Raw genomic sequence first — 23,698 nt, forward strand, 5'->3', positions numbered from 1 at the left:
CATAAGTTGTATATTTTGCCATACTTCGCCAAGGTTATTTTGAATGTTCTAACTTGTGTTTTTCTATGGAAGGCATTTTTATTGATTGAGCAAGTGTCTTTCTAATATTGAATTCCTCATTTTTTTCATTTTGTTGCAGTAAGTTAATGTTATTTATTTTATTTACTAAATCTTTCCCCTTTTCCAGAGTCTTTAAATCACTTTCGTTAATGTGATGTTCATTGTAAAATTCTGCAACAATTTCTTTTCTTTTCGGATAAGTATTTAAAAATTCCGACACCTGATGTTTAGCAACAGCTTGAATAAATTTCTTATTAAATCTTGAATCGTTATATAGATCTTCTAAATTTTCATCGTAGTGTTTTGCTTCATTTACAGCAAGCTTTATTATCTCTTCTATACCACTTAGAAGTTTCCTATACAATTTGTCGTATCTATTGCCTAGCACGTGTGTAGCGAATGTTTGTTCAATGTATTTTGTTATGTAATTTTGCAGCGTATTATCTATCGTGCTTATATTCATCAGCCTGCTTTAATATTATATTAACTATTTTACACATAAAAAGGTTAATATTGAATTAATAGAATACTTCTGAAGTCAAATTTTACTGAAAATTATGGTATTTAAGATATAATTGTCAGCATGAAATAAAAACATAAATAAAATGGATCTTGTAACAAAAGTGAAGCTCAAGATAAAGATGAATAAGGGTAAAATCATAAATATACTTATCATTTGTGGTGTAATTTTTTTCATATACCTTATTCATGAGCCAGTTGTAGATATGGTAGAAAAAATTATAAGTAAAATAAAAGGTCTCTTTTAAAAATAGAAAAAGTGAACTTTTTCCATCATCCAAACTTGAACCTGGAAAATTTAGTTAATGCATAAACTACTTATGTTGGCTATGAGTTCAACTGTGTAAAATTCCGGTAAATTAAAATAAGTATTCATAAAAATATTGTTTTCTATAAACAGAGTATCTATAATGCTAGCTTTGGGGTAAAGTATTGCAGAGGAATTTTTTAATCTGGTTGTTGGCGTCACTGTTTTATGCATACCAATATATATTACGCGTAATTCCAAATATTATAATTCCTGAATTGGTAGTAAGGTTTAATATAGGAACAACAGAAATAGGACAATTTTGTGGACTGTATTATGTAGGTTATGTGTTAGCACATATTCCTGTAGGTATTCTTTTAGATAGATTTGGTTCTAAAGTTGTTATACCGATTTGTATTGCATTAACATCTTTAGGTGCTTTACCTTTAGTCAGTTCTAATGATTGGAGTTATTCTATTATTGGAAGAATAATTACTGGTATTGGATCCTCTGCTTCAGTACTTGGACTCTTTAAAATAATAAGAATCTATTACCATAGAGAAAAATTTGCCATGATGTTCAGCATATCGGTTATTATTGGCATTTCAGGTGGTGTATTTGCCACCAAACCATTACATGTCTTACTTGATAAGTTTGGGTGGGATTATTTATTTACTGTGTGTATAATGCTTGGATTATTGCTTGCTTTAACTACCTTTATATCTATACCTAAAGTTGGCACCTCAGACGAAGAATTAAATATTAAAAATTTAAGCAAAGTTATATTTAATAAAGATATTTTATTGATAGGTTTGTTTGGCGGTTTTATGGTTGGACCATTAGAAGGCTTTGCAGATGCGTGGTCCGCAACATTCTTGCATGAGATGTACGCTATAGATAGACACATTGCATATAGCATTTCAAAATGGATACTAAGAGCCTGTCTTGAAAAGAAATGAGAAAGAGAATATGATGAGATAAGTAAAAAATAGTAGGTAAAAATGTATCCAAGTGATATAAGTGACAAAGAATGGGAAATTTTGGAGCCAAGTGTTGCACAAGGTGCAGTAGGACGGCCAAGAAAGCACAATATTAGAACAATTATTAATGCAATAAGATACATAATGAAAGGTGGTTGCCAGTGGAGAATGCTGCCAAAAGATTTTCCGCCATGGAAAACGGTGTATGATTATTTTCTCAGGTGGCGTAATAGTGGCAAATTGGAAGAAATACACGATATGTTAGTAAAAAAGGTAAGAAAAATGGTTGGCAAAAATGAAATACCTTCGGTAGGAATAATTGACAGTCAATCAGTGAAAACCACTCAAAAAGGGGATCCAGAGGATATGATGCTGGCAAGAAAATAAAGGGTAGAAAACGTCACATCATTGTGGATACAATAGGCCTAATTATTACAGCTGATGTTCATAGTGCAGGCATTCAAGATCGTGATGGTGCTCTAAATCTTTTTACTCAAGCTAAACGAAAAGCTTCAACGCTACAAAGGTTTCTCGCTGATCAGGGATATATTGGTAAATTGCAAAATTACTGTTTATTGAAAACAGGATGTTTATTGACGATTACTAAAAAAGCAGCTGATGCTGTAGGATTTCAAGTTATTCCTAAACGGTGGATTGTTGAAAGAACTTTTGCTTGGCTTTCCAATTTTAGACGTATGAGCAAGGATTATGAGCATTCTCCTCTTACTTCAAAAACTAATATCTCCTTTAATATGATTACTATTATGCTTGCTAAATTAGCTGCTTAGTTCCTTTCAAGACAGGTTCTAATAGGCTTTGGCTTTGGGCATTTATTACTTCCTTACATATTAGCAAAAAATCCAACCAAGCACTATGAAATAATAATTTCTTGTGCTATGGCCATGATAATTGTGTTCTTATTACTTTTTATATGCAATATTAGTGAACTCCTGGCATGTATATTACTATTCATTATTGGTCTTGCTTCTGCATACCAAATTGTTTTTACTGCTAAAGTTGTAAGTTGTGTAAAAAACGAAGCAGTAGCAAGTGCAGGATCTGTAGGTAATTCCATAGTTATGAGTTTTGGTTATTTTTTTCACGTCATTATTGCAAATATAATGAATTTTTATTGGAACGGTGAAATTATCGATGGAAAGCCATTTTATGGAACTGATGTAATGGTTAAGTCTATGTTAATAATACCTATATGCCTACTAATAGGAATGATAGGCTTTTGGTTACTTAAAGTTATAAGCTGTAAAAAGAGCTAAGCAGATTTAGATGATTAATATAGTATTGTTTTTTATAACTAAAGTATCTATAATCCTAAATTTTAGCTGAGATTCATGTTGCAGAGGAATTTTTTAATCTGGTTGTTGACGTCACTGTTTTATGCATACCAATATATATTACGCGTAATTCCAAACATAATTGCGCCTGAATTAATAACAAAATTTAACATAAGTATTGCAGATGTTGGCCAGTTTGGTGGGTTATACTATGTAGGCTATACGCTAGCTCATATACCTATTGGTCTTTTCCTTGATAGATTTGGACCAAAGTTTGTTTTACCTGCTTGTACCGTTTTGACATTTACCGGAACACTACCGCTTATATGCTTTGATGAGTGGAGTTATTCAATAATTGGAAGAATAATTGTGGGAATTGGGTCATCCGCTTCGGCAATTGGAATCTTTAAAGTTGCAAGCATGTATTTTGCGCAAGAAAAATCAGCAAGAATGGCCAGCTTATCTATAATTATAGGAATTTTGGGAGGGATATGTGGCGGGTTACCTTTAGACTTCTTACTCGATAAATTTGGCTGGAATTATGTTATCTATACATTCTCAGCATTTGGGTGTTTACTTGCTCTGTTGCTGTTCTTAGTAACGCCTGAAAGCAATGCTCAACAGGAAAAAGTTAGCATTAGAGACTTAAAAAACATACTTTTCAACAAGCATATTATTCTAATTAGCTTTTTTGGTGGACTCATGGTCGGTCCAATGCAAGGTTTTGCCGATGGTTGGGTGAAAGCATTCTTTTTTGAAGTATATAAAATGAATGAAGACTTGGCATCTTCTCTCTCTTCCGTAATATTGATAGGAATGTTAACAGGATCATTCTCTTTGGCTTATTTATTGGAAAAATATAAAAATAAGCATTATGAAGTAATAATTGCATGCTCATTTGCAATGATCGCTAGTTTTCTTTTGCTTTTTACTCAGATTGGTGGCTTGTATGTTGTATTACCTACGCTTTTTATTATTGGCTTCACATCTGGATATCAGGTGGTTACCATTTACAAAGCGATAAGTTATGTAAATAATAACTTAGTAGGCCTGGCTACAGCTGTGTCAAACATGATAGTTATGGTTTTTGGCTATTTTTTTCACACTGGGATCGCAAAAATAGTAGATTTGTGTTGGGATAGAACAATAATACAAGGAAATCCTGTGTATGGTGCTGAATTGCTGATAAAAGCAACATCAGTTATTCCTGTATGTTTGCTGGTGGCTGTTTTTGGGCTCTTATGGTTAAAAAATAAAGATTTTAGAGAAGTTGATTGTAATAAGTAGATAATTTATCGAAGGCTCGTATGATAAAATCGTTAGATGTACTAATTTAAGGCTCTTGTTATTATGAAATATAATACTTTATTTTACTTTGATATTTTTGTTTTAATTGTAATTGGGTTTTATTAGGTGGTAGGTATGTCGAAAAGTAATTTTTTTGTATGGTTGATAGTATCTCTTCTCTATGCATACCAGTATGTGTTACGTGTCATGCCAAACATAATTGCGCCTGTATTAATAACAAAATTTAATATAAGCATTGCAGATTTAGGGCAATTTAATGGTCTCTACTATGTGGGATTTACACTAGTTCATATCCCTGTTGGTCTTTGTTTTGATAGATTCGGTCCAAAAATTGTTTTACCTATTTGTGCTGTCTTGGTATCTATTGGAACATTACCTCTTGTGTGCTTTGATGAGTGGTATTATTCAGTATTAGGTAGAATAATTGTTGGGATTGGCTCGTCTGCGTCAGTAATAGGAGTATTTAAAGTTGCCAGTATGTATTTTCCGCGAGAAAAATCAGCAAAAATGGCAAGCATATCTGTTATTATAGGGCTATTAGGGGCAATATATGGTGGTCTACCAATAGAACTTTTGCTTGATGAGTTTGGTTGGAATTACGTAATTTATATTCTTTCAGGGTTTGGTTTCTTACTCGCTTTATCTTTATTTTTAGTTATTCCTTACAATGCTTACGACTTTCGAAAAGAAAAAATTAGCATGAAGGATCTAAAAACTGTGCTTTTCAATAAATATATCATTCTAATTAGTTTTTTTGGTGGCTTAATGGTAGGTCCACTAGAAGGTTTTGCTGATGCTTGGACAAAAGCTTTTTTATGTGAGGTGTATCAAATGGCCGGTGATCTAGCGTCTTCAATTTCTTCTGTTATATATGTAGGATTTGCAGCTGGATTGCTCTCTTTTGCTCACATATTAGAAAAATATCCAACTAATTAGTTTTTTTGGTGGCTTAATGGTAGGTCCACTAGAAGGTTTTGCTGATGCTTGGACAAAAGCTTTTTTATGTGAGGTATATCAAATGGCCGGTGATCTAGCGTCTTCAATTTCTTCTGTTATATATGTAGGATTTGCAGCTGGATTGCTCTCTTTTGCTCACATATTAGAAAAATATCCAAATAGACATTATGAAGTTATTATTGTCTGTTCCTTTGCAATGATTGCTAGTTTCCTTTTACTTTTTACACAGGCTGGCGGATTGTATATTGTATTGCCTGCACTTCTTGTTATAGGTTTCGCTTCTGGATATCAAATAGTAACACTGTACAAAGCATTAAGTTATGTAAATAATAACTTAATAGGATTAACTACAGCTGTGTCAAATATGATAGTCATGGTTTTTGGCTATTTTTTTCACACTGGGATCGCAAAAATAATAGATTTGTGTTGGGATAGGACAGTGATACAAGGAAATCCTGTGTATAGTGCTGAATTGCTGATAAAAGCAACATCTATTATTCCTGTATGTTTGCTGATAGCTGTTTTTGGGCTCTTATGGTTAAAAAAGCAGGATAAGCAGTCTTAAAATTGCTTGTGCATCTTAAAATTAAAGCGAGGTTTGATCTATGATGAGTGTTTTAAAAAAAATCTGTGGCTCTAAAAATAGTTTAAAGTCTTTTGATAACGAGGTTTATCAGTCTATAGAAAAAGAATTACAACGCCAAAAATCACAATTGCAATTAATTGCATCAGAAAATTTTGCAAGCAAAGCGGTAATGGAGGCACAAGGCTCTTTTCTGACTAATAAATACGCAGAAGGTTATCCAGGTAAAAGATATTACTGTGGTTGTGAGCATGTGGACAAAATTGAAAGTCTGGCTATAGAAAGACTTTGTAAGTTGTTTGGTGTTAAATTTGCAAACGTTCAACCTCATTCTGGTTCTCAGGCAAACCAGGCGGTATTTGCTTCACTGCTTACTCCAGGCGATACAATACTTGGATTATCACTGAGTTGCGGTGGGCATCTAACTCATGGTGCGGCACCAAGCCTTTCTGGTAAATGGTTTAAGTCAATTCAATATACAGTGAATAAAGACACTTACTTGCTGGATATGGATGAGATAGAAAAGCTGGCGCTGGAGCATAAACCTAAATTGATCATAGCTGGTGCTTCTGCTTATCCAAGAAAAATGGACTTCAAACGCTTTCGCGAGATTGCAGATAAAGTTGGTGCTTATTTGCTTGCAGACATTGCTCACTATGCAGGGCTTATTGCAGCGGGCGAATATCCATCCCCTGCTGAATATGCACATGTTATGACTTCCACGACTCACAAAACTTTGCGTGGTCCTCGTGGTGGAATAGTGATGACCAATGATGAAGCATTACACAAAAAAATTCAATCCGCAGTTTTTCCAGGATTGCAGGGCGGGCCACTTATGCATGTGATAGCTGCAAAAGCTGTTGCATTTAAAGAAGCATTAGCACCAGAGTTTAAGACTTATAGCAAGAAAGTCGTGGAAAATGCGAAAGTGCTGGCTCAAGAATTGCAAAAGCATGGACTTGACATTATAACCGGTGGCACTGACTCTCATATAGTGCTAGTTGACTTAAGATCGCAGAAATTAACTGGAAAAGACGTTGTAGATAGCCTTGAGAGAGCCGGTATTACCTGTAATAAAAACTCTGTACCATTTGATACAGCAAAGCCGACCATCACTTCAGGGCTCCGTTTTGGCACCGCTGCTGAGACAACACGCGGACTTGAGGCAGAAAATTTTAAAGAGATAGCTGGTCTAATAAATGAAGTAATTCAAGGATTAATCAGCGGAAATAGCTCAAGTGTCGAAAAAGCAGTAAAAGCTAAAGTTGAAAGGATTTGTAGTAATTTTCCTATTTATTAATTTATGTGGTGTCATCCAAGTAGCTGGTAGAAACGAAAAAACTTACTTGACACCCTTCGCCAGCCCTCTTATCATGAAACTGAAGGTATGTACAGTCCCAGAGTGTGATGGTATGATAAAATATGAGAAAAAAATACCATCAAAGGAGGAGTTATGGGACAAATATTGCATGGGTGCGCCAAAACAACACAGACGATTCGTAGAGCAATACAAAATAGAAAAGAGAGCATAGCAAAACTCTCCAAGCATTATAACCTTAATCCAAAAACTATTATTAAGTGGAGAAAACGTTCATTTACGAAAGATGCTGATATGGGTCCAAAGCGTCCAAGATCGACTGTTTTAACGCTAGAAGAGGAAGCTATAATAGTTACATTTCGCAAGTATACACTACTGCCACTAGATGATTGCCTTTACGCTCTGCAGTCTACAATTCCGCATTTGACTCGCTCTAGCTTGCATCGTTGTTTACAAAGACACAACATTAGCAGATTACCAACTGTTGATGGAGAAGTTAAGTCAAAAAAGAAATTCAAACAATATCCTATCGGTTACTTTCATATTGATATTGCTGAAGTTAGAACTGAGGAGGGCAAATTACATTTGTTTGTTGCTATTGATAGGACATCCAAATTTACCTATGTTGAGTTGCGTAACAGTGCTACAAAACCCATAGCTGCTGAGTTCTTACGTAATTTGATTAGAATTTTACCGTATAAAATCCATACTATTTTGACAGATAACGGTATACAATTTACAAACCAGAAGCGTCATAAGTATGCTTTCCAACATATATTTGATAGAGTTTGCGAAGGGAATGTTATTGAACATCGTTTGACAAAAGTTAGCCATCCTTGGACGAATGGGCAAGTCGAGCGTATGAATAAAACTTTAAAGGATGCTACAGTTAAGAAGTATTACTATCAATCGCACCAGCAACTTAAAGAACACCTTTATAACTTTGTTATGGCTTATAATTATGCAAAGAGACTCAAAACTCTTAAGGGTCTTACTCCTTATGAATTTATATGTTATCAGTGGACACAGTCTCCAGAATTATTTATACTAAATCCACACCATCACACTCTGGGACCATACATCTAAGGAGCAGAGAATCTAAATCTTTTTGGATGTGTCCAGTGCTAGGATGCAACAATTCATTTTCATGTAAATGCGCCTCATCAAAGTATTCATCACGTTCAACTGTTCTGCCATCTATTAGGGAAGCTTTATAATGACCGTTTTCTTTTGTAACTGCCATGTAAGCACCACCTTCGTATGAAACATTTAAGTTGTGTAATATATCCTCAAAAACGAAAGTTTCTTTAGTTTGGCCTTCAACTTGCTTAAAAAATCCTGATTCGCTCAATAATTCTCCAAGCTTTGTATTTCCGTCATATATAGACAGTGCACCCATATCTCCTTGACCATGAGCTTGCATAGAAAAAATCTTACCTTCTTGTAGATCAATATGAGTACCTCTGATTAAGTTTGGATCGATATTGACCAGCCCATCTAATATTTTTGCTGCTTGGGAATTATTTTCAATCTTATCAACAGCTTTGTTTTTTAGTTGATCAAACTTTAAAAATGCTGGTCTGTATTTTGTATTTTCCTCATTACGTAACTCTTCAATAGTAATCTCTCCTTTATGATATTTTTGATACATTTCACCACGTTCTTTATTCAAATTATCAAATTCATCTACCTGATTCTTAATTTCTGTATCATATTTTGATAATATCCTTAAAGCCTGATTTTTATACTCTTGACTGTTTCGATATTCATTACCTTGTTGGTCAGAGTAAGTTAGTTTATCCTGTCCATCGGAAGTTTTTACTACCTTGAGGAAATGATATTCCTTTGATATATCAAGTGTATCATTTGTTGCCCTATTTATAGCACGAGCAACATCATAAAATGCAACGTGTTCTACAGGAGAAAAACTTCCAACGTTTTCTCCATCCATTTTTTCTATATTTGCTTTATAGTAGGATACGTTTTTAATTTCTCCACCCACTATTTCTTGACCAATTGCTATGAAATCTCCTTTTGTAACTTGCAAAGCGTTGAGATGTTCCATTGCAGTTTCTGTATCATTCTCAGCAAGCCAACTTTTGAAGTCAGTATCGTGTCCTTTTATGTCTTTCAAGAAACTTTTTGACTCATCTGAGTTACCTTGACGTAAAGCATCTAGGTAGTCTCTTAATAAACTAGGATCTTTTTCCTGTAAGTACATTATCAACGCATGACCTGTTTTATAAACCAAGCTATTTGCTTCGCTGTCCTTTGAGTATTCTAAACTTAAAATTTTATCTAAATCCAAATTTGCAGCTTCAGTTTTGTCGATACTTGATCCTTGAGAATTGAATTTATGATCTGAATGATGCTCAAAGTAGTCTGCAATTCCTTCCATTAATACTGTAGGTAAAGATTTGCCTCCTGTAGCCAAGTAAGTTAAACCATGTGCAAATTCATGCTGAAGGTTATGAATGCCACCTTGCTGGTAGACGTACATTTCAGCAAAAACGTCAGCTTTCCCTTTGTAGTAACATTTACCACCTTCGTCTCCAAGGTAAGAACCGAAACGCTCGCTTCCGCCAAGGTGAGTGTAATCATCCTTGTCATCAAACATGTAAATTTTAAATGTTTGTTCTGAACTGCCGCGTTCTAACTCGAATGCGTTTTTAAAATTAGTAGCTGTTTCTCTTATCTCACTTTCAATGTTAGCAACTTTACTTGCTCTTAAATTGTGAGAATAAACCTCTACTTTAATATTTAAATCTTCAACTTCTATAACATGTGGCGAATTAAACCCTTTGCCGTTATTGTTGAAATATTCTGCTTTAGTTATATTTTTATTTACTTGTTGACTAATTGTCATAATTTTAACCTCTAATTTGCTGATCTTTCAATATCAAGCATAAAGTAATTTCCCTAAAAAAAACGTAAATCCCTGTATTAATATAATTTATATCTTAATAAATAAAGTATAGATAGTTAACTTAATATGTAAAATTTAGAATATGGCTGAAATTCTATACAGCTATATTCCGGAATCACATTGGACAAGGACAAAAGCAAAGTGGTTTATTGACTTTCATTCCACCAAAGCACTATACTAAAACCACGATGGGTAATTAGCTCAGTTGGTAGAGCACTTGCTTGACGTGCAAGCGGTCGCTGGTTCGAACCCAGTGTTACCCACGTTTTTGTTTATGAAAAGATTTTATATGACAGCAGTGCATAACGGTAAACACTCAGCAGCGCAGTCCAAGCGCTTAATCTATTCCATAATAATAGTTGCGATAACAATGTTTATGGAAATAGTAGGTGGAATAATTTCACATTCGCTTGCTCTATTATCAGATGCAGGGCATATGCTCACTGACCTCTTTGCCTTGGTTTTAAGCTGGTTAGCACATAGGTTTTCAGCTAAGAAATCCGATTTGCAGAGATCATACGGATATCATCGGTTGCAGATAATTGCAGCATTTGTTAATGGTTTAACTCTATTCCTCATTGCAGTAATCATTATAATTGAGTCAATAAAGAGGTTTATTTTTCCAGTCAATGTTGAGTGGAAAGTAATGTTAATAATTGCTACACTCGGTCTTGTCTCTAACATAATAGTCTTTTTTATATTACATAGTAAATGCGAGAGCAATATAAACATAAAAAGTGCTGTACTACACGTTATAGGAGATATTTTAGGTTCTGTAGCTGCTATACTTGCATCTATAATTATCATGCTTACTGGATGGCAAATAGTAGATCCAATCTTATCAGTATTTGTTAGTGTGATAATTCTAAATAGCGGCTATAAAATTCTCAAAAATTCTTGCCATATACTCCTTGAAGGTACGCCTGAGGGTATATCTGCTGAAGAGATAAAAAGTAAGATCACATCAGAATTACCTGAAGTGATAGATGTGCACCACATACATACATGGTCGCTGTCTGATAATTATTTTATAATTACCATGCATGCTAAAATAAAGCAAAATGTGCAGCACACCAATGTTTTATATGAAATAAAAAAAATATTGCTAGATAAGTTCGAGATAGCACACTCTACAGTCGAGATCGAATACGATGAGTGTGCGGATAATAAGATACTTAAACATTGACGTTTTAAATTATTATGCTATTACTAGAGTGTAATGATGTTGAAGGTAAGCTATGATAGGTATTTCTCAAATACAATTTCCTTCAAAGGATTCTAGTAAGCTAAAATTTGTTAGCTACTTTGGAGCTTTTGTCTCGTTAAGCATTATCACTAATCCTGTTAATGTTCTTTTTTCTCTTGGTACTATGTTCTTCAGGTCTGAAATTAAAACTCTTTATATCTACAAAGAAATAAAAACGGCAAAACAGCAAAAAATGAGCAAAAGGGAATATTGGGAAATATTTTTTAAAAACAATACAATCAAGGTAGCAGCCTTCCTCTTGTTTTCTGCTTTCATAACATATCTAACTTTCACTACCACTTTCTTGCTTATTTCGTTACTGGGAACTATACCACTTACAATGCTATTAATTTTATTGCAGAGTGAACTAAGGCCAAAAGATTTTAACCCATTTACGCTGCTTAAAGCTTCTATAAATTTCTTTTTGGAAGGTATAAAAGAGAATTTACGTGGTATGGTTAATAGTTTTGATGTTAAGCTTGAACATTTACTGCCCCATCAATTAAATGATGATATCATTAAAAATATTGATAAATTAAAAGGTAAGTATAGTGAACAAGTACCTGAAGACGTAATCAAAAATGATGAATATATTCAATTCATTGGATATATAAACAATTCATATGAGTTTAGTGATGAGGATAAAGGAAGAGTAATTGCATTTTTAGATGACTTTTGCAAAGATGATCAAAAGCATAGCTCCGGCTTTACAGGTGGGCAGGTTCTGCTTTTAGTTTTAAGGGCTTGCAATGATGGAGACGGAGAAGCCGTTAAGAGTAAAAAGGATGCATTGATTTCTAATTTAATTGATAGCCAAACTTTCTCTAGAAAAGAGCGAATTCCTAACACTTGCTTCACCGGTATTATCTATAGAATGTTAAGCACGCTAGAGGGTATTCATCCTGATCCAGAAATTAGATTTACTCCCCCAAGGGAAATGTTGCTCTCAGAAGCACAAAATAAAGCACGTGAGTTTATGTTAGACAGGTTAAAAAACAAGAAAAACAATAAAGAAATTCTTAAGGCTTGGTATGACGTTCAAAATGGTTATGAAGACGATGAAAGTCAAAAAATAGTTGATGATTTTATTTCAGAAGTAAGTATTCCTTTAATGAGAAAATTATTGAGTATTACTTCTCAATATAGTGAACAAATTGTGCTGACGTTAATGAAAAATATTAGCTCTATAAAGTTAAATAAATTACAATGTTGTGAGCTGGTTCAGCACATGAGAAATAAACTGCAGGAGCATGATTTAGATGACCAAGAAAGTTTACTCGAAAACATCGGAAAAAAAGTATTCTTAGAGCCTGTCTTGAAAAGAAATGAGAAAGAGAATATGATGAGATAAGTAAAAAATAGTAGGTAAAAATGTATCCAAGTGATATAAGTGACAAAGAATGGGAAATTTTGGAGCCAAGTGTTGCACAAGGTGCAGTAGGACGGCCAAGAAAGCACAATATTAGAACAATTATTAATGCAATAAGATACATAATGAAAGGTGGTTGCCAGTGGAGAATGCTGCCAAAAGATTTTCCGCCATGGAAAACGGTGTATGATTATTTTCTCAGGTGGCGTAATAGTGGCAAATTGGAAGAAATACACGATATGTTAGTAAAAAAGGTAAGAAAAATGGTTGGCAAAAATGAAATACCTTCGGTAGGAATAATTGACAGTCAATCAGTGAAAACCACTCAAAAAGGGGATCCAGAGGATATGATGCTGGCAAGAAAATAAAGGGTAGAAAACGTCACATCATTGTGGATACAATAGGCCTAATTATTACAGCTGATGTTCATAGTGCAGGCATTCAAGATCGTGATGGTGCTCTAAATCTTTTTACTCAAGCTAAACGAAAAGCTTCAACGCTACAAAGGTTTCTCGCTGATCAGGGATATATTGGTAAATTGCAAAATTACTGTTTATTGAAAACAGGATGTTTATTGACGATTACTAAAAAAGCAGCTGATGCTGTAGGATTTCAAGTTATTCCTAAACGGTGGATTGTTGAAAGAACTTTTGCTTGGCTTTCCAATTTTAGACGTATGAGCAAGGATTATGAGCATTCTCCTCTTACTTCAAAAACTAATATCTCCTTTAATATGATTACTATTATGCTTGCTAAATTAGCTGCTTAGTTCCTTTCAAGACAGGTTCTTAGAGCTATTAAATCGAGATCTACTCGAGACAGATTTTTCTCTCAAGGATTCATCTTTGGATGGAGCTAAGAGAATAGCTAATAAGATAATAGAAGAAGTAGCAGAATTTAAATTAAAGGCTGAGAAGACTATTGAAGGTCAGATAATTAGCATGTTAGATGGGTTAAGAATGCTCCCAAGAGAAAAAAGATGTTATAGGGTATATGTAGAACTCAGTAAAAATAACGAAAATTTTGCAAGAAAGGTTAAAAGTAACAAAAGCAGCAATGGATGAAATGTTAAAAAAAGGAGCTTCACATAAGCTAGAGTTAGAAATTGAAAGTGTATATGAAGGAAATAAAGATCACGTTACTCAACTTTATGAAAAAATAAGAGAAACAAAAAAGGAATTCATTGAAGATGGTCTTTTAACACCTCAAGAAGTAGAGAATATAACAAAAGCAAAAATCATAGACTTAAACAAAGAGGACAAAATCATACCGTCAAGCAATTTGTCTCGTAGTTTAAGTGTCAATAATTTGGCAGTACATTATCTATAAAATTTATACTCTTTACCTTGCAGAAGATTCACAATATTTCTGTGGTGTTTTAGGAAGACCAGTGCTCCTATAATTAGTAATGTTAAGAACAAATTCCTCTGAAAAAAAAAGGACCATGCTACAGCCGTTGAAGTAGCACTGAGTGAAGCAAGGGAAGAGTATCTAAAGGCAAGAAAGACTATTATCCAAATTATTACGAATACTAAAGTAATATCGATGTTAAATGCTATCAGTATCCCTAGAGTGGTTGCAACGCCCTTTCCTCCACTGAATTTTAGCCAAATAGGAAACATGTGTCCTAAAACTGCTAAAATTGCAGATACATATATATAAAAATCGTTATTATCACAAAATTGTTGTGCTATATAAACGGCAATAAATCCCTTAAAGGAATCCAGAAATAATGCCAAAGCAGCAAGAAATTTATTTCCCGTCCTTGCAACGTTTGTAGCACCAATGTTTCCTGAACCTACTTCTCTTAAGTTTATCCCTTTTATTCTTGTAATGATTAAGCTAAACGGTATTGAACCGAGTATGTAGGACAGTATAAGGACTACATACTTTTCCATTATACCAAGAACCTAATTAATTTTATTATTCCTCAGCCTTTTTAGGTAGCACTGAACTTCATCGTTAATCTGATTACTAAACAGTATAAGCGCTGTCATGTTGATGAGAGCTAAACAAGAGAATAAAGTTCCACCGATATTGGCAATAGCCATTATATCTTTAGAAAGACCAGAGAAAAACGCCACAATTATTACCGCTATGCGGTATATCACTATACTTTTTGCACCGAATAAATATAGCCACCCCATTTCACAACAATATACAAACGAAATTACTGAAGAAAATGCAAACAAAGGAGCAGCTACTGTTAGAAGGATAGGAAACCATGGAGAAACTGTCTCAAATGCTTTGTGAGTAATTAATATTCCCTCACCAACACCTGTTTGGTATGCACCTGTTATTACTATTGTTATTCCTGTTAAACAGCAAATTAACATTGTGTCAAAGCATGGTTCTATCATAGCGACTAGTCCAGTTCTTACTGGTTCTTCATCTTTAGTTGTTGCATGAGTAATTGAAGCAGAACCAACACCTGCTTCGCTGGCAAAGATTGCCCTTTGAATTCCAGCAACAAATGCTCCTACCATCCCTCCGCCAACAGCATTGAAATCTATCATAGTGGAAAATAATATTTTCAACGTATAACCAAGGTTATGAATATTAAATGCAATAATAATAATACAACTAAAGATATATATAAGTGACATAATAGGCACTAGTGCAGAAGATACTCTAGCTATCCTTTTAATTCCGCCAATAATCACTAGAGCAAGCAGCGCAGAAATTATGGAAGAAAGAAACCAAGAGTGACCATCTACCCAACTTGAATAGCCAGATAATATTGAAACCATTTGGTTGGTTTGAAACGCTACACTTCCACCAAGACCTGATAATACAAAGAATACTGCATACATGGCAGCCAGCACAATACCAAGTTTTTTAAATCCAAATTCCTCCAGACCATTCCTTATATACTGAAAGGGACCACTAAACAATTGGTCCTGATCTTCTGTTCTATGTCTAAACGCCAACGTTACCTCAGCAAATTTTGCTGACATACCAAAAAAACCTGTAATCATCATCCAAGGCACCGCTCCTGGTCCACCCATTGAAACTGCAATTGCGACTCCAGCAACAGTTCCAAGGCCTACTGTGCTTGAAAGTGCAGTCATAAATGCCTGAAAATGCGTAATATGACCATCATGGTGATTCGTGTCATATTTTCCACATAAAATAGCAAACGCATGCTTAAACATTCTTATGTTGAGAAATCCAAAACGTAATGTTAGAAACACATAACCAAAAACTAGTAGAAGGATTATAAATGGCACGTAAAGGATCTTGAAAAACAGTACTTCATTCATGAAGTTATTTATTCCATTCAACACAGCGTCATAACTTTCGTAAAAACCTGAAGCAGCGTACACATCATTAAACAATAGGCAAAATAACACCATACAAAGCAATCTATAAATCATGTTAATACCCTTTAGAATTGTAATAAGAATCTATTGTATTCAAAACTTCCCTTCTTAGTAGATATATTGCAACAGCATTTGGAATCATAAGGCATATAAACAAACTGTCACCTAGATAAGATATAAATTCTATATTCTTTGACATACAGCTGATATACACTGAAACCACTATAAGAATTTGGAACGGTATCAGTATTTTTTTACTACCAAATAAATACAGCAAAGCAACTTCACAGTAGTAACAATAAGCTATTATTGTGGAAAATGCAAAGGAAAACATCATTAGCGGAAAAACTAACTTGCTGAACAAGGGCAAAGCTGTTGAAAATATCGAACTAATTAGTGTAATATCACCCACGTTATCAGTGCTATGCATACCAGTGATAATTATCACAATACCAGTCAAAAATGAGATTAATATTGTGTCTATAAGTGGTGCAATCATTGCAACGCACCCAACTTTAATTGGATCTTCTTCTTTTACAGCTGAATGTGCTATAGCTGCTGTTCCGGTACCTGCTTCTTTAGCAAACACTGATCTTCTCACTCCGGCTATTAATCCGCTCAATACTCCGCTTCCTATAGCTGATTTATTGAAGATATCTTGGAATATTATGGATAGAGCATTCAGCAAATTACTTCCGTTTACATAAATTAAATATATACACATACCCACATATAGCACTATCATAATTGGTGCTAAGCTCGTTGAAACGAAAGCAATGCGCTTTATTCCTCCCAATATTACAATAAAGACAAGCAGGGATATAATAATGGATGCGTTGTATTCTAGGAGGTTATTTGATAGTGCTGCTATTTGATTTGCTTGAAATGGTATACCGCCCAAAATCATTGCAATAAGTAGCATAATCGCATAAGTGAAGGCAAGAAATCTACCAGTTTTTGCAAATCCAATTTTTGCAAGCCCGTACTTCATGTAATAAAAAGCCCCGCCAGTTGTATTTTCAGAGCGATAAGTAAATGCAAGCACCACCTCGGCAAACTTTATCGACATACCAAGTATTCCGGTAATTACCATCCAAAAAACTGCACTTGGGCCCCCTATTGTGATAGCTATTGCAACTCCTGATATTGTTCCAAGACCAACTGTTCCTGAAATTACTGTTGCAAACGCTTGAATATGAGTGATTATGCCATTGTTGCTGTTATTACACTTTAGATTGAATAGCGTCTGTATTCCATATTTAAGTAACCTAAAGTTAATGAATTTGAACTGGGCAGTACAAAAGATTCCAGTTGCAATTACCCAAATAATTATAAATGGAATGTTGAATATCTTTATATACAGAAATGAATTTAATAGTTCACTTATCTTCAAAATCATGCAGTTTTCTATTTTTTGTTAGCTAACGAGTTTTATATGTAAAATATATGTAAAACCCGATGCTTATTGGAATAGTAAGTGTATACACTATACCTAAAATTGGTAGAGTCATCCAGGGCTTACTGATGAAAAATACAATAAGTACTCCAAAAAATGACACAAATATATAGGATAGGCTTTTGGGAATATAAATATATTTTGCAGAGAAAGTTGGAATGTGACTTATCGAAAAAAATGAAATGGCCAGAAAGTAATAAGCTACGTTTCTTGTGTTAAAAAATCGCTCTATGAGAAGTAAGTATTCACTCTCATGAGATTGAAAGGTAATAATTATTGGTAACAAAGAAAGTAAAGCACACACTGGAGCTGGAACACCAGAAAAGAAAAATTTTTCCCAGTATGGTTGTTCTGAGTGTAGCGAAACATTAAATCTTGCAAGTCTTATTGATATGCAGATTACGTATATCATTACTAAAATCCAACCTATGACTTTGATTTCGTTTAGCTTCCAAAAATACAAAAGAAATGCAGGCGCTGCACCAAAATTTAGAAAATCTGCAAAAGAATCAAGCTGGGCTCCAAAATCGCTAGTTGATTTTAGAATTCTAGCTATTCTGCCATCCATTCCATCTATTATTGCTGCAATGATGATAAAAATTACTGAGAATTCCCATTGTTCATTAAATGTAAATTTAAGTGAAGTGAGACCAGAACATAAACCCAATAAAGTTATAAAGTTTGGGAATAATTTAGTAATAGGTAAGAATCTACTGTTACTTCCATCGTTATTCATATAACGTCAAAAGTAAGCTTCTCTTGAACGTTTTCCTTATTTAAGTTTGCTATAATTGTTTCACCACCAATAACAGTTTGCCCTTCTGAAACTCTGACTTCTGTATCAGCAGGAACATAGATATTCACTCTACTGCCAAACCTTATAATTCCAAACCTTTCACCTGCTTTTACGTTCTGGGATATTCCTAAATTACAAACGATACGACGTGCAATTAATCCAGCTATTTGCTCCACAATAATTTCTTTCCCCTTTTCGTATTCAATTACAATAACCTGCTTTTCATTTTCATTACTAGACCTATTGCTCATTGCGGATACAAACTTGCCTTTTTTATAACTCATTTCCTTTATCGTACCAGATATTGGTATACGGTTCACATGGACGTTCAAAACACTTAAAAATATGCTAACAAGCGTAAACTTCTTCTCCTCTCCGTTTTCTGCTGATAAAGGATAATTAACTTCTTCAATTTTTGAAATCACACCATCAGCAGGACTTAATATAAGATTCTTATTGTTTGGCACAGCTCTTGCTGGATCACGAAAGAAATAAGTACACAATAATGTCGGAAACAAGCACGTAACGCCAAACCCCCAAGATATAGAGAATGCTATACACGTTACTATAAAGGAAACTACTATAAATGAATAACCTTCCCTGTTTATATTAGGTAAACCAAAACACATAATCTTATTAACAATAACCTATTGTTAACAATTTATCATTTATAATTTCTCATGAAAAGCTTTTTTTAACTGCTTCAGCAAAGTCTTTTTGATACAAGGTAACATTACAGATTGTTATATTAGCACATAGAATTACCGTCATACTGTAACAACCCGTCCAACACAAAATCTAATGCCTAAGTTTAGATCAGAAAACTGATTCTTCTAAAAGTTGCTCACTATCCTCGTCTATTATGATAGAATTATCATGATTTCTGAGTAAATCTCTGATTTTCGTTTCTATTTCATTTGCGACTTCTTTGTTTGTTTTTAGGTAAGTTTTTACATTCTCTCTTCCTTGCCCAAGACGTGTGTTGTTATATGAATAGTAAGCGCCTGCTTTTTCAAGCACACCAAGCTTTGCTCCCATATCTATTATTTCTCCGAGTTTTGATATACCTTCATTGTACATTATATCAAATTTCGCTTCTCTAAATGGAGGAGCAACTTTATTTTTTACAACTTTAACTCTTGTTTCATTACCTGTAATATTTTCTTTGTCTTTTATTACACCAACTTTTCTTATATCAAGCCTTACAGAAGTATAGAATTTTAATGCATTTCCACCCGTGGTAGTTTCAGGATTTCCATACACTACTCCTATTTTCATACGAATTTGATTAATAAATATCAATATACAGTTCGCTTTTGAAACGGCAGAGGTTAGTTTCCGTAGCCCATGACTTAGAAGCCTTGCTTGCAGCCCCATATGTTGATCACCCATATCACCTTCAATTTCAGCTCTTGGAGTTAATGCTGCGACAGAGTCAATAACTATCACATCAACCGCACCAGAACACACTAAATACTCAACAATATGCAACGCCTGCTCTCCAGTGTCTGGTTGTGAAATCACTAAATCATCAGTGCTTACCCCAAGTTTACGAGCATATAAGACATCCAATGCATGTTCTGCATCGATAAATGCGCATGATCCTCCTTTTTTTTGTGCTTCAGCAATCACGTGCAAGGCAAGAGTGGTTTTACCAGAACTCTCGGGGCCAAATATTTCAATTATACGCCCTTTTGGCAGACCTCCAACACCTAGAGCCGAATCAAGCGCAATTGATCCTGTGGATATTGTGTCTATTTTTTCTACAGGGTTTTGCTTCAACTTCATTATTGCACCTTTACCGAATGCTTTTTCAATCTGGCTTATTGCGTTATCTAGCGCTTTTTGTTTATCACTATTTCTTTCTTCTGGGTTACTTGCCATAGATCATTTATTAATTTATATAATTCTCTATGATAATCAAACGCGAATAACCTGCCAAGGTTTTTCTAGTATTTATGTATTATTTCAATGAAAAATATTAACGTTTTCATAAAGCAGATATTTGTTTGCCTTCGTTAGTAACACACTATACTTTAGTGTACGAACGTTGCAATTTGCAGCATAGCAGGTGGTGTCATCCAAGTAGCCAACACTGAAATGACTAAATTCGAAATGGCTACATGAATTTATTGTAAATTACTACCGTATAAGGTGCGATGCAACAAAGCCATTCCAGTGTCAGCTACTTGAATGACACCTCTTAGATGGGTCAGCTACTCAGATCTGCCATGAAAACTGCAACCCTAAATGTTGGAGCACTGTCGTACACTAAGCGCTGTAATGACAATTTTAGTCGCTTCATACACTTATCATGCTAGTCATAACAGAAATAATTTTTACCAAAGATATTTATGAAATAATTGACATAGTTTGGAAATATGTATATTATAGAACATTAATAGTTAGTTAATTTGTAGGTGTAATGTGGCTAGAAATGTTTTGAATGAAAATGAGTACCACGCTTTAAAGCAGTTGTTTTTAACATTTAATATTCAAAAGGAGGATGTGGTAAATTCTGACATTAAGAATATTAAGAAAAAGCTTAGTCAACAATACCGTAAATTATCGTTAAAATATCACTCAGATAAAAACCCAAACAATAAAGAAGTGGAGGAGAAATTTAAGGTTATTGCATTAAATAAGCCATTTTTTGAAGAATTTATAATAGAGCCATTGGAGAAAGGTCTCAATAAAAGAAATAATTTAATAAAAGAATTACGCGGTAAGTTGTGGAGTCGCAGTTATGAAGAATTGCAAAAATACTTAGATGATAAGTGCAGAAATAAACTCTATAATAAGCAGCAGTCAATTAACAATAATGTAACTGCTTATGTAAAATATTCTTCTTATTCAAATCTCTTAGGAGTTCTTTTAGTATCCTTCACATCAATTGCATTTTTAATAATTAATGGTATTTCTTCTAATGTACCAATAGCAGTAGGTTTTCTTGCTCCCTTGTTAGCAGGATCTATTTTAAATCTAGCTGTTAAGAGCATTTATACTAGAAATGGGAAAGAGTTTAATCATCAGACTAATATTTTATTATTGTTTAACTTTGACCAAGAATGCGAAAATTTTTCAAAGAGTGATAGGACTAAATTAAAGTGGCTAAAAAATTCAGTTATTTTGAGCAACACAATCTGTACATCTTTAATGTTTTTCGGTATGGGATTAGATTTAGTTGCCAACGGCTTTGGTATAACTAACTCTATGATGTTATCCGGCTTATTACTTTCATTACCATTCACGCTTTTAATTGTTACTTCACCTATTTTAAATGCTGCAAGTAATTATATTCTCAAAAAGACAGCTATAAATTCAATTGAGGAGCAATTTAAAGGTGATGATCAGTTTATAGAAGTCGATAACGAAAAGCCAAGCAGTACTATGAGCAATCAAAGTTATTTCCCCATCGGTCAGTTAATATCATCAAAGTTAGCTATTCTCCATAGCGAAGTCTCTAGCTAGGAACAATGAGCCACAGATTAGTATGGTTTTGACGTTTTGGGTAGAGGCTTTTAATATGTGATTTGATATTGCATCGCCAATTGATTCACATTCAACTGCTTTTATTCCTATGTTATTGGCTTTTTCCCTAATCAAATTTGTATTTGTTGCTTTAGGTTCAGACTTAACACAAACCGCACATAGTAGCTTGATATATGGCTTTAAGTGCTCTAAGAACTCTTCCACATTTCTGTTACTAGTAACACCAAAAACCATATAAATACCTTCAGCAAAATTATCTTTTACCCACTGAGATAGTACTCTAGCACCATCATTATTGTGTGCACCATCTAAAAATAATTGCCAATCTTTCGGTAGTAGGAAAATTAAATTACCTTCTTTTATAGACTCTAGCCGTGCAGGCCAATAAGTGCACTGTAAACCTGAAGTGATATCCTCTTCTCCAATATCAAATTCATACTTTCCACTTAAAATACTACATGCTGCAATAGCATTGCCTGCATTAATCACCTGATGATCACCCTTTAAAGATGGCAAAGGAAATTCTATTGATTGAATAGCTGATTGAAAAACCATTTTGTTGTTCTTTTTTTTGCAATTCCATTCAAGACCTCCTCTATACAAGGGAGATTTCTTATTTATTGCGTGGTGTTCTAGCGTGTTCACTATAGATTTTTCTTGCGGTGCTATTACGCAAGGAACATTAGGTTTCATTATTCCAGCCTTTTCACCTGCTATAATTTCTACAGTAGGGCCAAGATATTCCGTATGATCAAGTGCAATGGAAGTAATTATTGTTAAAATCGGATTATCTATAACATTTGTTGCATCAAGCCTTCCACCCATACCCACTTCAACTAAAGTTATATCGGCTTTATGACGAGAAAAAGCTAAAAAAGCTGCAATAGTTGCAGCTTCAAACAGAGTGATAGGTTGTTCTGCAATTACTGCACGACATTCTTCTAATAAGCTATATAATTCATTATCGTCGATATAGCTGCCGGCTATCACTATCCTCTCATTAAAACTCACTAAATGTGGAGAAGTGTATGCGTGTACCTTATACCCTGCTGCTTGCATTATATATCTTATAAATGCTAGTGTTGAGCCTTTCCCATTAGTTCCAGCTATATGAATTACGGGAGGCACTTTTTTCTCGGGGTTATCTAGTTTGCTAAGAAAGCCTTTTATGCGATCAAGAGAAAAATCATTCGGCCTGCTACCAAGTGGCTTAGGCCAATGAGGCATATATATCATGGATTGTTATTGCATTTTAATTCAGCTATAACGCTTGCTATGCCATGCGTGTCGATTTTTTCACTAAATTGATAACGTTGATTAATAGCAATACTTATTCCACTCATTACAACATCACTTATCAAGAAAGAACTGTTATTTTTAGTAACTTTAAAATCAATATTTGTAAATTCTTCATCACCGTAAGAAAATCTTGTACCAATTAAGCAAGTTTCATCGTCAACTGCTTTTGTACTCATTATGATCATTTCACTATCATGCATGTATTTATATAAAATTTTAACGCACAAACGCGTAAGATACACTTCATACTCTCTTAAAAAATCTTCTTTTTCTTTTTGTTTAACTAAAGCCCAATGTTTTCCTATGACGAATTGCGATATTCCTTTGAGGTTAACATTGTTTTGAATGACCTCCTGAAGCTTTTTTTGCACACATTCCCGGTTTTTTTTATTCTCCTTTGTAGATATACCATCCACTTGTTGCTTCATAGTATGCACAAAAATTTTGTGATCTGTACAATTAGTGTAAGCACTTGAAAAAATTACAATAAAAACAATGATAGTTAAAACTTTAGTAATGTTCATAAG

The 23,698-nt window shown here is 34.1% G+C and carries 20 protein-coding genes, 1 tRNA gene and 3 pseudogenes; 14 read left to right on the forward strand and 10 right to left on the reverse strand.

What is annotated here, in order from left to right; translation table 11 throughout:
• Positions 1 to 34: 34 nt before the first annotated feature.
• Positions 35 to 523 (reverse strand): hypothetical protein, encoded by a 489-nt coding sequence (locus tag HUB92_RS04075; RefSeq protein WP_006280043.1) that lies wholly within the window; start codon positions 521 to 523, stop codon positions 35 to 37.
• A gap of 488 nt (positions 524 to 1,011) precedes the next feature.
• Here HUB92_RS04075 and HUB92_RS04080 point away from each other — a divergent pair, with 488 nt between their 5' ends.
• From HUB92_RS04080 to HUB92_RS04120, 8 genes and pseudogenes are all read left to right on the forward strand, one after another.
• Positions 1,012 to 1,785: an MFS transporter gene (locus HUB92_RS04080; RefSeq protein WP_244663035.1), complete on the forward strand. Its 774-nt coding sequence runs from the start codon at positions 1,012 to 1,014 to the stop codon at positions 1,783 to 1,785.
• A 42-nt stretch (positions 1,786 to 1,827) separates the two neighbouring features.
• Positions 1,828 to 2,594 (forward strand): IS5 family transposase gene (locus HUB92_RS04085; RefSeq protein WP_410543339.1). Its coding sequence is split into 2 segments (ribosomal slippage): positions 1,828 to 2,155 and positions 2,155 to 2,594, totalling 768 coding nucleotides; the frame shifts between segments, so codons are not numbered across the junction.
• Positions 2,595 to 2,702: 108 nt separating this feature from the next.
• Positions 2,703 to 3,080: a hypothetical protein gene (locus HUB92_RS04090; RefSeq protein WP_010082010.1), complete on the forward strand. Its 378-nt coding sequence runs from the start codon at positions 2,703 to 2,705 to the stop codon at positions 3,078 to 3,080.
• 75 nt (positions 3,081 to 3,155) lie between these two features.
• On the forward strand, positions 3,156 to 4,385 hold the full coding sequence (locus HUB92_RS04095; RefSeq protein ID WP_010962993.1) for an MFS transporter: 1,230 nt from the start codon (positions 3,156 to 3,158) through the stop codon (positions 4,383 to 4,385).
• Positions 4,386 to 4,520: 135 nt separating this feature from the next.
• A pseudogene (locus HUB92_RS07120) lies at positions 4,521 to 5,928 on the forward strand (MFS transporter).
• Between the two features lie 40 nt (positions 5,929 to 5,968).
• On the forward strand, positions 5,969 to 7,246 hold the full coding sequence (glyA, locus tag HUB92_RS04110) for a serine hydroxymethyltransferase (protein WP_209472475.1): 1,278 nt from the start codon (positions 5,969 to 5,971) through the stop codon (positions 7,244 to 7,246).
• Positions 7,212 to 7,478 (forward strand): hypothetical protein, encoded by a 267-nt coding sequence (locus HUB92_RS04115; RefSeq protein ID WP_209472477.1) that lies wholly within the window; start codon positions 7,212 to 7,214, stop codon positions 7,476 to 7,478. Before glyA ends, HUB92_RS04115 begins: the two co-directional genes overlap by 35 nt.
• The gene (locus HUB92_RS04120) at positions 7,400 to 8,350 is read left to right on the forward strand and encodes an IS481 family transposase (RefSeq protein WP_209472420.1); all 951 of its coding nucleotides are present in this window, start codon (positions 7,400 to 7,402) and stop codon (positions 8,348 to 8,350) included. The genes HUB92_RS04115 and HUB92_RS04120 overlap by 79 nt, the downstream gene beginning before the upstream one ends.
• Here the strand turns inward: HUB92_RS04120 and HUB92_RS04125 are convergent.
• Positions 8,307 to 10,130 carry a collagenase gene (locus HUB92_RS04125; protein ID WP_244663036.1) on the reverse strand — a complete coding sequence of 608 codons (1,824 nt, stop codon included), beginning with the start codon at positions 10,128 to 10,130 and terminating at the stop codon, positions 8,307 to 8,309. The genes HUB92_RS04120 and HUB92_RS04125 overlap by 44 nt on opposite strands.
• A gap of 250 nt (positions 10,131 to 10,380) precedes the next feature.
• Here HUB92_RS04125 and HUB92_RS04130 point away from each other — a divergent pair.
• The 5 genes and pseudogenes from HUB92_RS04130 to HUB92_RS07270 all read left to right on the forward strand — a co-directional run.
• Positions 10,381 to 10,453: transfer RNA gene (locus HUB92_RS04130), tRNA-Val, on the forward strand.
• A gap of 26 nt (positions 10,454 to 10,479) precedes the next feature.
• Positions 10,480 to 11,376 carry a cation diffusion facilitator family transporter gene (locus tag HUB92_RS04135; RefSeq protein ID WP_006280506.1) on the forward strand — a complete coding sequence of 299 codons (897 nt, stop codon included), beginning with the start codon at positions 10,480 to 10,482 and terminating at the stop codon, positions 11,374 to 11,376.
• A 52-nt stretch (positions 11,377 to 11,428) separates the two neighbouring features.
• Positions 11,429 to 12,745, forward strand: a pseudogene (locus HUB92_RS04140) (hypothetical protein); the annotation flags it as partial.
• A gap of 62 nt (positions 12,746 to 12,807) precedes the next feature.
• A protein-coding gene (locus HUB92_RS04145) for an IS5 family transposase (protein WP_410543339.1) occupies positions 12,808 to 13,574 on the forward strand; the annotation gives its coding sequence in 2 pieces (ribosomal slippage) (positions 12,808 to 13,135 and positions 13,135 to 13,574; 768 coding nt in all).
• A gap of 16 nt (positions 13,575 to 13,590) precedes the next feature.
• Positions 13,591 to 14,134: pseudogene (locus tag HUB92_RS07270) on the forward strand (hypothetical protein); the annotation flags it as partial.
• Here the strand turns inward: HUB92_RS07270 and plsY are convergent.
• The 6 genes from plsY to recA all read right to left on the reverse strand — a co-directional run bounded on the left by plsY (position 14,125) and on the right by recA (position 20,264).
• A complete protein-coding gene (plsY, locus tag HUB92_RS04160) occupies positions 14,125 to 14,703 on the reverse strand; it encodes a glycerol-3-phosphate 1-O-acyltransferase PlsY (protein ID WP_010963004.1) in 579 nt (192 codons plus the stop codon). The pseudogene HUB92_RS07270 and the gene plsY sit on opposite strands and share 10 nt — an antisense overlap.
• Positions 14,704 to 14,715: 12 nt before the next feature.
• Entirely contained in the window at positions 14,716 to 16,182 is a 1,467-nt protein-coding gene (locus tag HUB92_RS04165; RefSeq protein WP_155969383.1) for an alanine/glycine:cation symporter family protein, read from the reverse strand.
• 1 nt (position 16,183) lies between these two features.
• Positions 16,184 to 17,527 carry an alanine/glycine:cation symporter family protein gene (locus tag HUB92_RS04170; RefSeq protein WP_209472483.1) on the reverse strand — a complete coding sequence of 448 codons (1,344 nt, stop codon included), beginning with the start codon at positions 17,525 to 17,527 and terminating at the stop codon, positions 16,184 to 16,186.
• Between the two features lie 22 nt (positions 17,528 to 17,549).
• Positions 17,550 to 18,320 carry a CDP-alcohol phosphatidyltransferase family protein gene (locus HUB92_RS04175; protein WP_209472484.1) on the reverse strand — a complete coding sequence of 257 codons (771 nt, stop codon included), beginning with the start codon at positions 18,318 to 18,320 and terminating at the stop codon, positions 17,550 to 17,552.
• Complete coding sequence (locus HUB92_RS04180; protein ID WP_007548750.1) at positions 18,317 to 19,009, reverse strand: phosphatidylserine decarboxylase; 693 nt, start codon at positions 19,007 to 19,009, stop codon at positions 18,317 to 18,319. Before HUB92_RS04180 ends, HUB92_RS04175 begins: the two co-directional genes overlap by 4 nt.
• Before the next feature lie 187 nt (positions 19,010 to 19,196).
• Positions 19,197 to 20,264 carry a recombinase RecA gene (gene recA / locus HUB92_RS04185; RefSeq protein ID WP_010963008.1) on the reverse strand — a complete coding sequence of 356 codons (1,068 nt, stop codon included), beginning with the start codon at positions 20,262 to 20,264 and terminating at the stop codon, positions 19,197 to 19,199.
• 543 nt (positions 20,265 to 20,807) lie between these two features.
• Here recA and HUB92_RS04190 point away from each other — a divergent pair.
• Positions 20,808 to 21,851 carry a J domain-containing protein gene (locus HUB92_RS04190; RefSeq protein ID WP_209472486.1) on the forward strand — a complete coding sequence of 348 codons (1,044 nt, stop codon included), beginning with the start codon at positions 20,808 to 20,810 and terminating at the stop codon, positions 21,849 to 21,851.
• On the opposite strand, the gene HUB92_RS04195 is transcribed toward HUB92_RS04190, so the two are convergent.
• Positions 21,819 to 23,108: a bifunctional folylpolyglutamate synthase/dihydrofolate synthase gene (locus HUB92_RS04195; protein ID WP_022626401.1), complete on the reverse strand. Its 1,290-nt coding sequence runs from the start codon at positions 23,106 to 23,108 to the stop codon at positions 21,819 to 21,821. The genes HUB92_RS04190 and HUB92_RS04195 overlap by 33 nt on opposite strands.
• Entirely contained in the window at positions 23,105 to 23,695 is a 591-nt protein-coding gene (locus HUB92_RS04200; protein WP_209472488.1) for an MlaC/ttg2D family ABC transporter substrate-binding protein, read from the reverse strand. The genes HUB92_RS04195 and HUB92_RS04200 overlap by 4 nt, the downstream gene beginning before the upstream one ends.
• Between the last annotated feature and the right edge of the window lie 3 nt (positions 23,696 to 23,698).

Origin of the sequence: Wolbachia endosymbiont of Wiebesia pumilae (assembly GCF_017869285.1) — a bacterium.
GTDB classification, from domain to species: Bacteria; Pseudomonadota; Alphaproteobacteria; order Rickettsiales; family Anaplasmataceae; genus Wolbachia; species Wolbachia pipientis.